10 protein-coding genes are annotated in these 14,904 nt (G+C 56.8%); 9 read left to right on the top strand and 1 reads right to left on the bottom strand.

Annotated features, from left to right (window positions below):
• The first annotated feature begins 33 nt into the window (after positions 1-33).
• Positions 34-1,848 carry a VgrG-related protein gene (locus PGW49_RS02850; RefSeq protein ID WP_270225439.1) on the top strand — a complete coding sequence of 605 codons (1,815 nt, stop codon included), beginning with the start codon at positions 34-36 and terminating at the stop codon, positions 1,846-1,848.
• Between the two features lie 202 nt (positions 1,849-2,050).
• Complete coding sequence (locus tag PGW49_RS02845) at positions 2,051-3,847, top strand: AAA family ATPase (RefSeq protein ID WP_270225438.1); 1,797 nt, start codon at positions 2,051-2,053, stop codon at positions 3,845-3,847.
• Between the two features lie 24 nt (positions 3,848-3,871).
• Here the strand turns inward: PGW49_RS02845 and PGW49_RS02840 are convergent, their stop codons facing one another.
• Positions 3,872-4,891 (bottom strand): glycosyltransferase, encoded by a 1,020-nt coding sequence (locus tag PGW49_RS02840; RefSeq protein ID WP_138375168.1) that lies wholly within the window; start codon positions 4,889-4,891, stop codon positions 3,872-3,874.
• 256 nt (positions 4,892-5,147) lie between these two features.
• Between PGW49_RS02840 and PGW49_RS02835 the strand changes: the two genes are divergently transcribed.
• The 7 genes from PGW49_RS02835 (at position 5,148) to PGW49_RS02805 (ending at position 14,441) form a co-directional block, all read left to right on the top strand.
• Positions 5,148-6,251, top strand: a complete 1,104-nt coding sequence (locus PGW49_RS02835) for a glycosyltransferase family 2 protein (RefSeq protein WP_138375167.1) — start codon at positions 5,148-5,150, stop codon at positions 6,249-6,251.
• Between the two features lie 6 nt (positions 6,252-6,257).
• On the top strand, positions 6,258-7,298 hold the full coding sequence (locus tag PGW49_RS02830) for a glycosyltransferase family 2 protein (RefSeq protein ID WP_138375166.1): 1,041 nt from the start codon (positions 6,258-6,260) through the stop codon (positions 7,296-7,298).
• 74 nt (positions 7,299-7,372) lie between these two features.
• Positions 7,373-8,491, top strand: a complete 1,119-nt coding sequence (locus PGW49_RS02825; RefSeq protein ID WP_171021557.1) for a glycosyltransferase family 2 protein — start codon at positions 7,373-7,375, stop codon at positions 8,489-8,491.
• Positions 8,492-8,503: 12 nt separating this feature from the next.
• Entirely contained in the window at positions 8,504-9,571 is a 1,068-nt protein-coding gene (locus PGW49_RS02820; protein ID WP_138375164.1) for a glycosyltransferase family 2 protein, read from the top strand.
• Entirely contained in the window at positions 9,572-12,058 is a 2,487-nt protein-coding gene (locus PGW49_RS02815; protein WP_270225437.1) for a glycosyltransferase family 2 protein, read from the top strand.
• A 211-nt stretch (positions 12,059-12,269) separates the two neighbouring features.
• Entirely contained in the window at positions 12,270-13,373 is a 1,104-nt protein-coding gene (locus tag PGW49_RS02810) for an ATP-binding protein (RefSeq protein ID WP_238023024.1), read from the top strand.
• Positions 13,374-14,111: 738 nt separating this feature from the next.
• On the top strand, positions 14,112-14,441 hold the full coding sequence (locus PGW49_RS02805) for an ATP-binding protein (protein ID WP_308196336.1): 330 nt from the start codon (positions 14,112-14,114) through the stop codon (positions 14,439-14,441).
• Positions 14,442-14,904 lie beyond the last annotated feature (463 nt).

The following is a 14,904-nucleotide window of genomic DNA, read 5'->3' as shown; positions in this document are numbered from 1 at the left end:
GCACTTTAACTATACCAATGCAGGGAGGATCTTATGCAGCCCAAGCATTCCGCGATTGTCGCGGGCCTGACGCTGGCGCTTTCGTTTGGCGCCATTTCCGCGCCGGCACCCGCTGCTGCCGAGGAGCCCATGCCGGGCGTTGCCTCGGATGCCACCGATATCGATAAGGGTCTCTACACCCAGCAGTCCTTCTCGGGCGTACTGAGGTCGGTCCAGGGCGTTTCGTTTGTCAACGTGACTCCCGAGATGAAGTACTTTACCAAGTACGAGAGCCATGGCAACTACAACCAGGGCTTTTCGTACGGTGACGGCTATAACGCGCTGGGTTATTACCAGTTCGACCGTCGTTGGTCGCTCATTCCGTTTATGAAGCAGGCCTACAACTACAACCCCGAAAAATACAGCATGCTCAAGGATGCGATTGATCGCGGCAGCGAGATTTCCAACACGAGTAATGTCATGTACGAGAACGGCCAGCTCACCGAGCTGGGCCATATCGCGCAGGATGCCTTCCAAGGTGCGTACAACACCGATCCTGTTGAGTTCTCAGCACTTCAAGATGCGTATGCGTACAACTCGTACTATGCGGTGACCGAGGCGTGGCTCAAGAGCGGCCTGGGTATTGATATTTCGGGCCGCGCCGATTGCGTCAAGGGCATGGTGTGGAGCATTACCAACATGTGCGGCACCGGTGGCTGCAGGGACTTTTTCCGCTGGGCGAATCTTTCCAATGATATGTCCGACCGCGAGTTTGTGACGGCGCTCTCCAACAGCGTGGTCAATAACGTGGCGACCAAGTATTCGAGCCAGCCCCAGTATCATGAGGGCTGGAAGAATCGTTATAAGAATGAGCTGAAGGACTGCTTGGCTTATATCGCCGAGGACGAGGCAGCCGCTGCGACGCCCGTGCAGCCCGAGCCCACACCGGCGCCCTCGCCGACACCTGATTCGAATGACGACTCGAGTGACGATCCCAACGATGACAGGATGGATACGCCCTCGACCGATGCTGACGGTAATGGCTCGGCTGGTGGCACTACCAACGACGGCTCTACCTCGAACGGCTCCAATTCGAACGGCTCTGCTGCGGGCGATTCGTCTTCAAGCTCTGCCGGCAATACGGACAGCGACGCTTCTGGTTCGACCGGCGCTGACACCTCTAACTCATCTACCGGCTCGAGCGATTCGTCCGTTGATACCGGCTCTAACAACGGCTCCGGCTCTGACGCAACCCCTGATTCCGATGCTTCCAAGGACGACTCGAATAAGGCGCCGGACGCTCCCGTTGCTTCGCCGGACAAGAAGCCTTCTTTCTCCGAGCAGCTTGGTTCTACGCTGGGCTCTTCGCTGATGGCTGGCGTCAATAATGGTTCGACTCAGAACAAGGACAACTCTGATCAGGCTTCCACGGAAAAGACCGAAGCCGTAAAGGGCGACTCCAAGGATAAGGCTTCCGAGAAGGTTGAATCCGATAAGGGTTCTAGCTCTGATGAGAAGGACGACAAGTCCGCTCAGAAGAAGGACGAGGACAAGAAGTCTGAATCTGAGGAGAAGGACAAGAACAAGGACAAGACCGAGGACGGAAAGCAGCAGGGCGAGGACAGCAGTAAGGGCAACACCGACAACCAGAACCAAGAGCAAAATGACTCCAAGACGGTGACCACTACAACCACCACTACAACGACTAAGACTTCGGGCGGTAACATGCCCAAGACGGGCGACCTTATCGTTATGGCGAGCCTTGCCAGCGCGAGCTTGGCCACGCTGGGCGCTACGTCTATCGTAAGTGGTAAGTATAAGCTCGATCAGCAGAAGAAGGCTTCTGGGGAGGACGACTCGGGGGAGTAGGCTCTTAGTTGCCAGATAACTAAATAGTCGGGACGGGGTCCGGTGCGAATGTATCGGGCCCCGTTTTGTTGTGCAACGATTAATTGTGCCCCCTCACACCTCTTGTTACTACCGTTGCCCGATATGTTTGCGCGGCGACATCGGTACATGCGATGCGGTCATTACAATTGGCATCGTGCTGCGATTTAGGGGGAACGTTTTGGTGTCTGAACAGGCAAATGTTGATTGTGCTGCTGGCTTTGGCGTGCGTTTGATCGGCTGTGCCGACGATGCGGCTTTGCCCATTGGCATGCACGACTATGCGGAGGCTCTTGGTTGCTGCACGCTGGTCGACAAGACCATGTTTATTGCCGATGCGTTGGACTGCGACGCGTCCGTTGTGGTGTGCTGTCGACCCGAGGGTTTTGGCAAAAGCATGAACTTGTCGATGCTCAGGGCTTTTCTGGAGCGTCCAGCGGTTGGTCGCGCTGATCAGCGTTTGTTTGCCAATGCTCAGATTTGGGATGCAGACGGTGGGCGTTATCGGGACGAGTACGCTTGCTATCCGCTGATATCGCTGGATTTTTCTGGCGCTGCGAGGCGTGGCGCCGCTATTGCCGACGTCGTGCGCGATGCTCTTTCGGGCGAGTGCGTCCGCCTGCTGGCGCTTTTGGAGGCTCCGGATTTAGCTCGAGACAAGGTGCGTCACATCGAACGTGTTGCGCGTGGCGCGGCGAGCGAGGACGAGGTCGCCTCGGTGCTTGGCGTGCTCATTGAGCTGCTGGAGATGGCCTGCGATGAGCAGGTTGTATTGCTCGTTGATGGGTACGATGCGGCATGGTTGGGCCGTGCAAGCGCGAGGGGCGCTTCCGGTGCTGATCCGGCAGGGCTATTCGATCGCGTGCTGTTCGACGCCATTGCCGCTGCGCGCGATTCGTTGCGGCTGACGTGTCTGATGGGGGAGTGTCCCGGCCCTGCCGAAGCGGCGCTTTCTTCGCGCGGCTGCTCGTATTGTCTGACGACGCCGCTGTCAGCGTGGTGTGACCGATGTTTCGGTTTTTCGGATGCCGAGGTCGAGGCTCTTTTGAATCATGCTGGGCGCGAGGAATACCTGGATGATGCGCGTGAATGGCTCGAGGGATATCGGTTTGGCAGGGCCTATTGCTCGAGTCCAGAGCGTGTGATCGGTTTTCTGGGCCGAGGCTGCACGGCGCCTGTGCGTGCTGATCTGTATGGATATGCCGATTGCCTGAGTAGGGTAGTTGCCGGGTGGAATCTCGACCGCCTTTCGGTCTTGTTTGATTTGCTCGAGGCCCATGGGTGCGCTGAGGCTCCGCTTTGTTTGGGCACAGCAGAGCCAGATGTCTCGCCTGACGATGGCATGTGGACAGCGCTGTATCTGTCCGGTTTTCTCACGACGGATATGACTGAGGAGCCAGAGCATGGCGATTGCCTCCGTGCTTTGCGATTGCCCAATAACGAGCTTCGCCAGGCCTTGCGTCTAGTGATTATTGAGTGGTTTGAGTGCGCTGCAGAAGACATTCGAGACGTCGATGCGTTTCGCGACGGGCTGTGCCATGGGAACGAGGATACCGTGAGGCGGGCGCTAAGCCGCATCTTGGGGGATGCGGGAATCGGTGGGACCGACCCAGATACACCGCTGCCATATCACCTACTCTTGCAAGGACTCTGCTTTGGATTGCCGGGCTATGCCAATCCTGCTTCGAGGCGAAAGTGTGGCGCGGATCGCTGGGACATCCAGGTTTTTCCTACGGGCGCCGTGTTCGACATAGCCGATACGATCGGTATGCTCGATGAACGTCCGCTGATAACGATCAACATGATGTATGACCCCGGTGTGGATGCGCTGGGCCTGGAATTGCTGGCCGTGCAGGCGCTGCTCGACATAGAGCGCGACGGCATCGACGAAATCCGTGTGCCGCGACCCGGCATTGGCCGCATGCGCTGGGGGTTCGGTTTTGATGGGCAGCATGTGGCTACGGTGTGCCAGCGGCTTTAAGCGCCGAGGTGTTTCCGGCTTCCGTTACTCGGTGTCCTTCATGGGCGGCATGGGCTTCCAGTTGGGGTCCTTGATGATCTTGCGGGCGTCCTTCATGCCGCGGCGTAGCGCCGGAATTCCGGTCTTAAAGCACTTGTCAACGGCGGCCAGGCGAATGAACTCCTTGCAGAAGGTCGCGGCGTTGCCTAGGCGGAACAGCACGGGGTGATAGTCGCCGTAAATCTGCATGTAGCGGGCCAGATAACCGCGGTTGCGCATGATGTAGTAACGGTTGGTGTCGCTCGTGGAGTTGAGCTGGCGCTTGCCGGCGATATCCCAGTTAGAGACGGCGCGGGCGCGCTTGAGCACCACGTCGGCGACCACGGCGGCGGGGAAGTGTTGGCTGGCTACGTAGCCGTAGCAGGCGTCGTCACCGTAGATAAAGAAGCGCGCGTCAGGCAGGCCAATCTTGTCGACCACGCGGCGCGAGAACATGCCGCCCTCAAAGCACAGCTGGTTCATGGCGCGGTAGCCCTCGGGTCCTAGGTCCCACTTGGCGACAGGGTTGGGAATGCCGAGTGAAAGGATGAGTTGGTATTGCCAAAAGAAGGCACCGCCGTCAAAGTCCAGGCGCGAACCCTGGATGACATCGTAGCGGTCGGTCCACTTGGCAAGACGCTCGATGCCTTCGGGGATGACGAGCACGTCGTCGTCCATCACCCAGAACCACTGGGCGCCCAGGTCGTAGGCGCACTTGGTGCCGGCGGAGAAGCCGCCCGCGCCGCCACCGTTTTCAAGCTGCGGGGCGTAGATGACGCGGTCGGTGCCGCCCTGCGCGTCAGGCTGCTCGGTGTCGATGCCCCACAGGTTGGTCAGGCGCTCGTTGAATGCGGTGCACATGGCCTCGGTCTCGCGTGAATTCTCGTTATCGACAATCACGATGCGCCAGGGCGCGGCCGTGAGCTCGGTCATGGAGTCGAACAAATTGGCCAGGAGTTCCTGGCGTTTGTACGTAACGACGACGATGGCGAGCTTATCGATGGGGGCGGGGAGGGTTGAAGGCATGGGGCAATATATCCTTTCACGTGCGGCGCGCATGCGCTGCACGGAAGCTATCGAATACGTCCTTGGGACTGTCCTATTGTAAAGGCTCGGCGCACCTTGACGGCAAGCTTTGAATAAAACGCAGGAACCTGCCACGGGCCCACCGCATGACGTGGGGCTGCTTTGCCCGCAAGAGGCTCCATAGATTATATAAACGCCCGCTGGCGCGCTGGCCCTTTGATACCATGAAACGACAGGTATTTCCTAAGGAGCACATTTGTCTACTAACGCCTCTGGCAGCCCTGTTCTGTCGCTGCTTATTCCCATTTACAATGTTCAGCGCTACCTGCGCGAGTGCCTCGATTCCGCCCTGGCGCAGACGCTCAAGGACATCGAGATCATCTGCATTAACGACGGGTCGACCGACAACTCGCCGGCGATTATCCGCGAGTATATGGAGCGCGATGGGCGCGTCAAGATGATCGACAAGGCCAACAGCGGCTACGGCGACTCGATGAACCACGGTCTGGAGATGGCGCGTGGCAAGTACGTTGGCATCTTGGAGTCCGATGACTTTATGGCGTCCGACGCACTCGAAAAACTTGTCTCGGCCGCCGATAGCAATAATGCCGACTTTGCGAAGGCGAACTTTGATTTCTACTGGTCTAAGCCCGAGGAGCGCCGTTCGCTGCACGAGATGTTTAGACCTCAGGATTGCGGCAAGCCGGTGCATCCGAGCGATACGACGCAGTTCTTTAAGCAAAAGCCGTCGATTTGGTCGGCCGTGTACCGTCGCGATTTTCTTGAGCGCAACGGCATTACGTTCCTGCCGACTCCGGGGGCATCCTTTCAGGACACGTCGTTCGCCTTTAAGGTGATCGCGTGCGCCGATAAGGCTGTTTACCTACATGATGCCGTGTTGTCGTATCGCCAGGACAACGAGAATTCCTCGGTCAATTCTTCGGCTAAGGTCTTTTGCGTCAATACCGAGTATGCCGAGATTGAGCGTTGGATTCGAGAGGATTATGCCCGCGGCCACGCAAGCGGCGATGTCGCGCGCATGCTCAAGTTCAATCAGCTCATTAAGTACGATTCGTACATGTGGAACTACGTGCGCCTGGCGCCTAAGTTCTATAAGGAGTTCCTGGTTCAGATGGCCAAGGAGTTCCAAGCGGCCTTGGACGCGGGGGAGTTTTCGCTTGACGACCTCAAGCCGTGGAAGCGCGCAAATCTCGCTGCCATCCTCAAAGATCCTGAGGGCTGGGTTGACGAGCATCCGAGTTTTGCGACGGATGGTGCCTTGGGGCGTGCTAAGTATTACGCCTCGGTTGGAGGCCCAGGCGTGGTTGCTGCCTTCCTCATCGAATCGCTGAGGGGGTAGGTCGGCATGGGAGAGGCCTCGTGTCCTAAAGCTACCATTGTCGTCCCCGTTTACAACTCTGCGCGCTCCATTCAGCGATGCCTCGATTCGCTGTTGGCCCAGTCTGAGCGTTCGATTCAGGTTGTCTGCGTCAACGACGGTTCGACTGATGATTCGTTGAACGTGTTGCGCCAGATCGCGCAGGCCGACGATCGCGTACTGGTGATTGACCAGGAAAACGCGGGCGTCTCGTGTGCTCGAAATGCCGGTATCGATGTCGCCGAGGGCGAGACCGTCTTTTTTGTGGACGCCGACGATTACATCGATGCCCAGACGGTCGAGCGCGTGCTGCATGCCATGGAGTCCGCAGATGCCGAGGCCGCCGTTTTTGGCGGCGTCTGTGAACCTGCCGATGCTGCCCCCAAACGCGTCCAGCAACTCATGAGCACCAAAGCTGGTGCTTTCGGCGCCCGTGATCCCCAACTGCTGTTCCATTCGAATGCGCAGCCCTATGCCTGCCGTGCGGCTTTTTCGCGCGAGCTGCTCAATCGCGAAGGCATTCGCTTCGCCCCCGGTTTGGCTTTGGGCGAGGACGTCGTCTTCCAATTTGCGGCTTATGCGCTTGCCCGCAGGACCGTCGTCATGCCGGACAAGTTCTACCACTACGTGATGGAGAGCGAATCGGCGACGCACGAGTTCAACAGTGCCGAGGCTCGTGCCAAAAAGCTTGACGCCCACATGAGGATGCTCGAGGAGGTCTTGGAGGACTGGGCAGCCTACGGTCTTTTGGACCTGTGCCCCGGCGAGCTGATAACTTGGTTTTTGGACCTCATTGTGTTCGACTTGGCGCGTCTGGATGCGGACGGCTTCCACCGTGTTGCCGGCCGCGTCAACAGGGCTTTCACGACGTTTTTGGGAACAGAGTGGGCGGATATGCCTGCTAAGGGCGCCGTTCGCCGTGTTGCCCACAAGCTCGTTGCGGCGACCTCGGGCGTTTCGATGGCAGACGCCACGCTGTTCTATCTTTCGACTCGCGGTCTCAAAGCCTGCCTGGAGCGCTTTCTCTAATTCCAAGCGCTGCCGCCCGCCGCAACTCGGCTGTTAAAATAACCCTGTTACACGCTATTCAACAGGAGGTTCTCTTGCAGAACTCTGATACCCCTAAAGTTTCGCTGCTTGTTCCCATCTGCAATGTCGAACGCTACCTGCGCGAGTGTCTCGATTCCGCCGTGGCGCAGACGCTTAAGGACATCGAGATCATCTGTATCAACGACGGCTCCACCGATAGCTCGCCAGATATCATCCGCGAGTACATGGAGCGCGATCCCCGTGTAAAGATGATCGACAAGGCCAACAGCGGCTACGGCGACTCGATGAACCGCGGCCTGGAGATGGCGCGCGGCGAGTACGTGGGCATCCTTGAGTCCGACGACTTCATGTTTGAGGATTCGCTCCAAAAGCTGGTCGCCAAGGCCGATGCTGAGCATGCCGATGTGGTAAAGGGCGACTTTTACCTGTATTGGTCCACGCCCAGCGAACGCCGTGAACTGTTTGGGATTATCGACGAGCATATGACGGGCGCCGCGTATTGCCCCGTCGATCGCCCGGGCATCTTCTACCGCAAACCTTCCATTTGGTCGGCTATCTATCGGCGCGAGTTCCTCAACGACAATCAGATTCGGTTCCTCCCCACGCCGGGTGCCTCGTATCAGGACGCAGGCTTTAACTTTAAGGTTTGGGCTTGCGCCGAGCGTGCCGCGTTTATTACGGACCCCATTTTGTGCTATCGCCAGGATAACGAGAAGAGCTCTGTTAATTCGCCCAACAAGGTGTTTTGCGTGTGCGATGAATATGCCGAGATGCAACGTTTTTTGGACGAGCGCCCCGAGCTTAAGGCTCAGCTTCAGGGCATTTTAATGCGCATGAAGGTCGATACGTACCGTTGGAATGATGAGCGTCTGGTCGATGAGCTACGCGAGCAGTTTTGGGAGAAGGCTTCACCCGAGCTCAAGGCCGATTGGGATGCCGGTCGCTTTGACCTGTCGCTGTTCGACCCGCGCGGCGAGACCGACTTGCGCCTGATGGTCAAGTCGCCCCGCGCCTATATCGATTCGCGTTTTGACTTTAAGAAGCCGGGCAAGCTCAATACGTTTAAGCATTACTTTAAGATTGGCGGCCTACCGCTGGTCTGGCGCGTGCTGACGTATCAGCGCACCTACGGCGACAACCCGCACCCTGACGACGTTCCGGCAGCACAGTAGGAGCGAGTGACTATGGCTACCCCCAAGATTTCCGTTGTCGTTCCCATCTATAACGTGGAGGAGTGCCTGGCCTGGTGCCTGGACTCCCTGCTTGCACAGGACATGCCCGATTGGGAAGGCGTGCTGGTCAACGATGGCTCGCCGGACGGTTCGCGCGATATTGCGGCTACCTATTGCGAAAAGGACGCGCGCTTTACGCTGGTCGATAAGGAGAACGGCGGCCTGTCGAGCGCGCGCAATGCGGGTATCGCTGCGTCCACGGCGCCTATCGTCGCGTTCTTGGATTCCGACGACCGATTTACGCCCGATGCGTGCCGTGTGATCGTAGATGCCTTTGAGCGCGAGGACTGCGACGTTTTGACCTTTGGCGCGAATCCGTATCCGCTGGAGGCGGGGTATCCGTGGCTTAACTATGTGCTGAGCCCGCGCGATGTGTCGTTTGAAGGCTATAGCTCTGACCTGCTGTTTAAGGAAGCATCTCGCCCCTTTGCATGGCGCACCGCCTGCAAACGTGAGTTTTTGCTGGGCAACGGGATCGTGTTTGACGAAACCGTTAAGTATGGCGAGGACCAGGTCTTCGATTTTGCTGTGTACGGTCGTTCGCACAAGACCGCGCTTATCTCGAACAAGCTGTATGACTACCGCGTGGCGCGCAAAGGCTCGCTCATGGACACCATGCGCTATGACGACGAGACGCGCCTGCTGGAGCACGTGAAGATTTACTCCGCGGTGCTGGCTGACTGGCAGCGCGACGGTCTCGATGTCCAGCATGCCGATGACCTGGCGTACTTCCTATGCGATCTGGTGCTGTACGATGCGCTCAGGTTGCTGGGTTCGGACTGCGGCAAGGTGTTTGCTGCCGTTGCCACGGCGCTTGCCGGTTCTGCCGTGGGCAGCGATGCTGCGCTCGCACAATGCGCTCCTTCTGTTGCTGCTATGGTGCGTGCGGCGCTTATCAGCAAGGCCCCCAATGCCCGTGAGTGCAAAAAGCTCATGTTCGATTACGACGTCTTGAGGTTTGGGCGCCTGGGTGCCTGCAAACGCATGGCAGCGAACGCCCTGGGAAAGCGAGAAGTGTAGATGAGTATCAAGCGTTTGGCGCTTTGCCGCAGTCAGGGCCGTCTGTTTGTGCTGCTTCGTTTTGCCGGTCAGGATGTCGCCGCGCTTATTGAGCGGGAGGGCTCTCAGGCGTTTGCCCATGCGACGACGAGCGGTTCTTGTGTGCCGTCGCTGGTGCTCCCGGTCGATCATGGCCGTGTGCTGGCGCTTTGTCCTTCCGTTTCCGATTACGAGCGCGAGCTCGCCGTCTTGGTGCTTCCGTTTTTGGATGGCTCGTCGATGGATGTCGTTTTTGCATCCGGTGGCCAAAGGTTGGGCTCCATTCGCCTCGATAGCCGCGTGGCCAAGCTGGAATCCAAGGTTAACTACAAAGCAAAGCCTGCGCTGTGCGCGCTTATCCGCGATGCTCAGCGTGGCGAACACTGCGGTTTCTACGAGATCGATGCCACTCGCTATTTGCCGGCAGACGCCGGCGCGGTGTGGCGCTATGAGGTTACTTGGGCGGGAGACCTCCAGTGCGCGCCTGAGCTCCAGATCTTCGATGCGCATATGAATGCCATCGATGTCACCGTGCATGTGTTTGAATCGCAGGTCGATGTGCCGCAGCAGAACGGATGCCGCGTCAATAAAACGTATCTGAGTGTTGAGATGCCTCAGGATATACGAGATTTTGTCGCGATTGTGAGCGACCCCACAGAGCAGATCCAGAGCGGGTTTTGCACCATGGATGGTCGCCTGTACAACGGCATGGTCGATGACAGTTGGAACCGCATGAAGGACGCGCGTGCAGACGACGCAGCTTATCGACGTTGGTTTGAGCGACATCGCGCAAAGCCGGGCGATTTAGCGTGCCAGCGTGTCGCTTCGGCGGCCTTTGCCTATAGACCGCTCGTGAGCATTGTGGTGCCGTGCTACAAGACCGATCGGGTCTACCTGCGCGAGCTGCTGGACTCGGTGCTCGCCCAAAGCTATGACAACTGGGAATTGCTGCTTATGGACGCCTCGCCCGAATGGGATGCGGTTGCCAATCTTGCGGCGGGCGTCAACGAGGAGCGCGTCCGTCGTGTTGAGCTGCCTGGTAACGGCGGCATTGTGGTCAACACCAACGCGGGTATTCAGCAAGCGACTGGAGACTACATCGCGTTCTTGGACCACGATGACATCCTGGAACCGGACGCGTTATTCCAGTATGTTTCCGCGCTGAATAAGGCGGCCGAGGGCGAGCGCCCCCAGGTCCTGTTCTGCGACGAGGACATGTTCCAGAAAACGGGGGAGTGGGGCCAGCCGGTCTTTAAGACGCAGCTCAACGTCGACCTGCTCTATAGCCATAACTGCGTTACTCATTTTCTAATGGTGGAGAAGGCGCTCATCGATCGCATTGGCGTGTCGCCAGAAGACGTTGCGGGTGCCCAGGATTACGGCCTGACGCTCCGCTGCCTCGCGGCGGGCGCGCGCTTTGAGCACGTTGCGCACGTGCTGTATCACTGGCGCGTGCTCCCTGGCTCTACCGCCGACTGTTCTGCCGATAGCAAGCCATATGCTATCGAGGCCGGACGCCTGGCTCTGCAGCGTCACTTTGACTCGCTGGGCATTCGCGGAACGGTCGAGGAGTCCGAGACGCCGTTTGTCTACCGCATGCGCTATGCGCTGCCGGAGTCTGCGCCGCTGGTGAGCATTGTGATTCCCACCAAGGACCACGTCGAGACGCTCGATGCCTGCGTGATGTCGATCGCCCAGAAGGCCACGTACGCCAACTACGAGATCGTCTTGGTGGAAAACAACAGCGAAGACCAGGAGACCTTTGCGTATTACGAAACCCTGCCGGAGCGCGTAGCCGCTGCGTCTGGTGGCAAGGGTGCAGCACGCGTTGAGTGGTGGCCGGGCGAGTTTAATTACTCCCAGATCATTAACTTTGGCGTTGAGCATGCCAAGGGCGATTACCTGCTGCTTCTCAATAATGACACTGAAGTCATCTCATCCGACTTTATCGAGGAGATGATGGGCTATCTTCAGCGTCCCGACGCGGGCGTTGTGGGCGCCAAGCTCTATTTTGCCGATCATCTGGTGCAGCATGCCGGCATTTTGGTTGGCGTGCGCGGCGCGCTTGCCCATGCCAACCAGGATTTCTTGGCAAAACGTGAGGGCTACCTTGCCCGTGCTGTGCGTCCGGGCAACTTTAGCGCCGTAACGGGCGCCTGCCAGATGGTCCGTCGCGACGTGTTTGAGCAAGTCGGAGGCTACAACGAGGAATTCGCCGTCGGCTTTAACGATGCAGATTTTTGTTTGCGCGTGTGGGAGGCGGGCTATCGCACCATCTTTACGCCCTATGCCGAGCTGTATCACTACGAGTTCACCTCGCGCGGCAGGGAAGAGGCCAACGAGGAAAAGATGCGCCGCTGGAAACGCGAGCAAGCACTGTTCATGCAGCGCTGGCCTGAGTTCTTCTTGACGGGCGATCCATGGTTGGGGTCGAACTTATCCGCTGAGAGCGAGTATTTCTCGCTTTAGAAAATGGGTTTTAGGAAGTCCTCAACTTACTTTCGATATGAGCTGAGAAGAAAGCAGCGTCTAGGCGATTTGCTGCAATGCATCACGATAGCTCGATACTTCCGCGATACGTTTATACAGACTTATACAACTGGATATAATTCGATATAGTCTACGATAAACTTTTAAAGCTAAGATTGACCAATAATCGATTGTCTTGAGAGGCAAACAAGTGAGCGCCACTGTATTCCATAACCCGTTTCGTCCTACTGCCGGCGCTGAGCCTCCGCGCATAATTGGTCGTGATGATATTGCCCTTGAGTTTACCGAGAGTTTGAATGCGGGAATTGGCGCACCTGCGAGGCTCATGCGCATCGCTGGACCGAGGGGCTCCGGAAAAACTGTTTTGCTCTGCGATCTTAGGGATCGTGCGCGAGAGCTTGGATGGAAGACCGCTATTGTTTCTGCTGGCCCTAACCTATTGCTGGACCTGAGGGATCAGGTTGCTGATTCTTCCCTTGCGACTAATGCTTCGGTCGGCGTAAACGCCGGCTTTGTTTCCGCGAAAGTCGATGTTGCACCCAAAGAGTCGAGTCTTAGAAAGTTGCTAAGCTCGGCAGCGAGGTCAGCCAAGGGTCTTTTTATTGCCATCGATGAAGTTCAGGACGCTCCGATTGACGATATGCGTGCCATTGCGTCTACGGTTCAGCTTTTGATAGGGGAAAGAGTAGATATCGCACTTGCCTTTGCCGGTTTACCCGCCGGTGTTATGGATCTTATTAACGGCAAGGCGCTTACGTTCTTGCGTCGTGCCCTCCCCGAAGATCTGGCGCCTATCAACCAGGTGGAGGTAGCGCTCTCTATGGGCGATAGCTTTGTCGCGACTGGCTTGACCATAGAGGACAATCTCCTGTCGAGAGCCGCTAAGGCCACTAAGGGCTATGCCTATCTGGTGCAACTGGTCGGTTATTCCATTTGGCAGCGCGCCAACTTGCATCGTGCCAAAAGTGCCATTGTGAGCGAGCGCGACGTCACTGAAGGCATTGCGCTGGCAGAGGCTCGTTTTCACGATGTTGTTCACGAGCCCGCGATTTCTGGACTGGGGCTCAACGATATCAAATACCTTTTGGCCATGTGCGAGGATAAACAACAGTCCAAATCAGCCGAGATTGCTAGGCGCATGGGTAAAAAGACCAATGAGATCAGCTCTATTAGGGCCAAATTGCTACAAAGAGAGGTTATTCAGGCACCACAGAGGGGCTACGTGCAGTTTGCCGTGCCGGATCTAGATATTTATCTGCGAGATAATGCCGAGGAAATTCTCGAACGGTTCTAGGTCGAGGTATTATTAGTTTTTTCTACAATATCTTTTTCTATCCAATTGGAAGAACTACGGTCGGCTGCTTTGCTGCCATAACAATCTGGTTTGTTGCGGGGAAAGTCGAATACTCCATAAACAAGGCTGTTTAACAGATAGCTTCAATCGAAGGCTTGTATTTTTGCTGCCCTTTATACTTCCGGCTTTGCATGCGTTGGACCAGAAGCTACATCTGTATCTAATAGTTTTTCTTGTCTCTGTCTTTGGATTCCTGCGTTATGTGCCGCTCTTTTGGATTCCCATCGACGGGCTGCTAGTGGATTTTATTATAATTTGCGTTCTTATTTGCTATATTAGCTGGTATGTAGACTTGTCAACAGTGAATTTCGCATTCTCCCATGTGGCTTATTGGTTCGTATTGAGGATCGGAACGGTCATATCTGTTGTCTTGTTAAACCATCGTCGTCGTTATATTTTGCTTGTTGCTATGGCCTATCTATACGTTTTGCAGGGCGGGCCTTCTTATGTCGCTCGCGCGGAAAGCCTGTTTATGGACATCGCTACCGTCATGGCCGGTCGTCTCGGGTGCTGGCCGGGCTTTGCTCGATGCTGATCATTTGGAGCTGATCGGCTATGTGGGCGAGACTATTGGCGCCGAAGGAACCCCGGTGGTAGCGCTTGTGGGGCAAAACGCTGCGGTCGAGACGCGTATGCCCGATACGGACACGTCCATGACCAGTATGGTGGTTTGGATCGATTCAACGGATACTGAGGCGCCAGTGGGGAAGGCTAATCCGACCGGGTGTCGAGCGCAAGCTCGTCCGCAAGTACGGCGCGTTCGGCCTGCTCGTGGTCGACGAGTGGCTTCTGGACAAGCCGGACACTGAGTTCAGGTCGATGCTGCTGGAGCTGATTGAGCTGAGGTGCGGCACGGCCTCGACCGTCTTCTGCACCCAGTTCAAGAAGAAGGACTGGCACCCGAGGCTCGGCGGCGGGGTACACGCGGACGCGATTGTGGACAGGATCGTGCACAGCGCGGTCTGGTTCGACATGGGCGAGGCCAACATGCGGCAGCGCCGCGGATAGACCGGTAGCGATAAAAAGGCACCGGGGCCAGTGTCGGCCCCGGTGCCCAGGCGCGATATCGGCGGTGCTGTTTCGCGATATTCAGCAGTGCTCAAGCGAGCAAATACTCAACTTGAGTTCCGTTGATACCGGTATTTCGCCTTGTCCAGCCAAGTATTTGGGCATAGCTCCGACTCTAGGAGTATATTGCTTTCGATAGTCGATCATTTACTTCATCTGCTTAGGTATCGATGCAATATTTAGTTTGAGAATATCGGTGACTCCTATGCGTGCCCCCAAATTGTGATACGGCTTAGTTGCCTGTCGACTGTGAATCGTCCCAATTATTATGTTTTCTCCTTGAGAGGAAGTAGGGGCCACGCTCCTAAGAGCGCCTGTTTACTTATTTTCGCGGCAAACGAAACCCATCACGCCTTTGGTGGAAATGCTGTCGACTCCACGCGATGGTACATTAGTTTGGAAA

The organism is Collinsella aerofaciens, from assembly GCF_027679495.1.
Taxonomy (GTDB): Bacteria; Actinomycetota; Coriobacteriia; order Coriobacteriales; family Coriobacteriaceae; genus Collinsella; species Collinsella aerofaciens_AK.
This window is presented reverse-complemented; position numbering and strand designations above follow the sequence as displayed.

Excerpts from the sequence above, each read along its gene's own strand:
- PGW49_RS02820 (WP_138375164.1), top strand. The coding sequence starts at position 8,504 with ATGGCTACCCCCAAGATTTCCGTTGTCGTTCCCATCTATAACGTGGAG.
- PGW49_RS02840 (WP_138375168.1), bottom strand. The coding sequence starts at position 4,891 with ATGCCTTCAACCCTCCCCGCCCCCATCGATAAGCTCGCCATCGTCGTC.
- PGW49_RS02850 (WP_270225439.1), top strand. The coding sequence starts at position 34 with ATGCAGCCCAAGCATTCCGCGATTGTCGCGGGCCTGACGCTGGCGCTT.
- PGW49_RS02830 (WP_138375166.1), top strand. The coding sequence starts at position 6,258 with ATGGGAGAGGCCTCGTGTCCTAAAGCTACCATTGTCGTCCCCGTTTAC.
- PGW49_RS02815 (WP_270225437.1), top strand. The coding sequence starts at position 9,572 with ATGAGTATCAAGCGTTTGGCGCTTTGCCGCAGTCAGGGCCGTCTGTTT.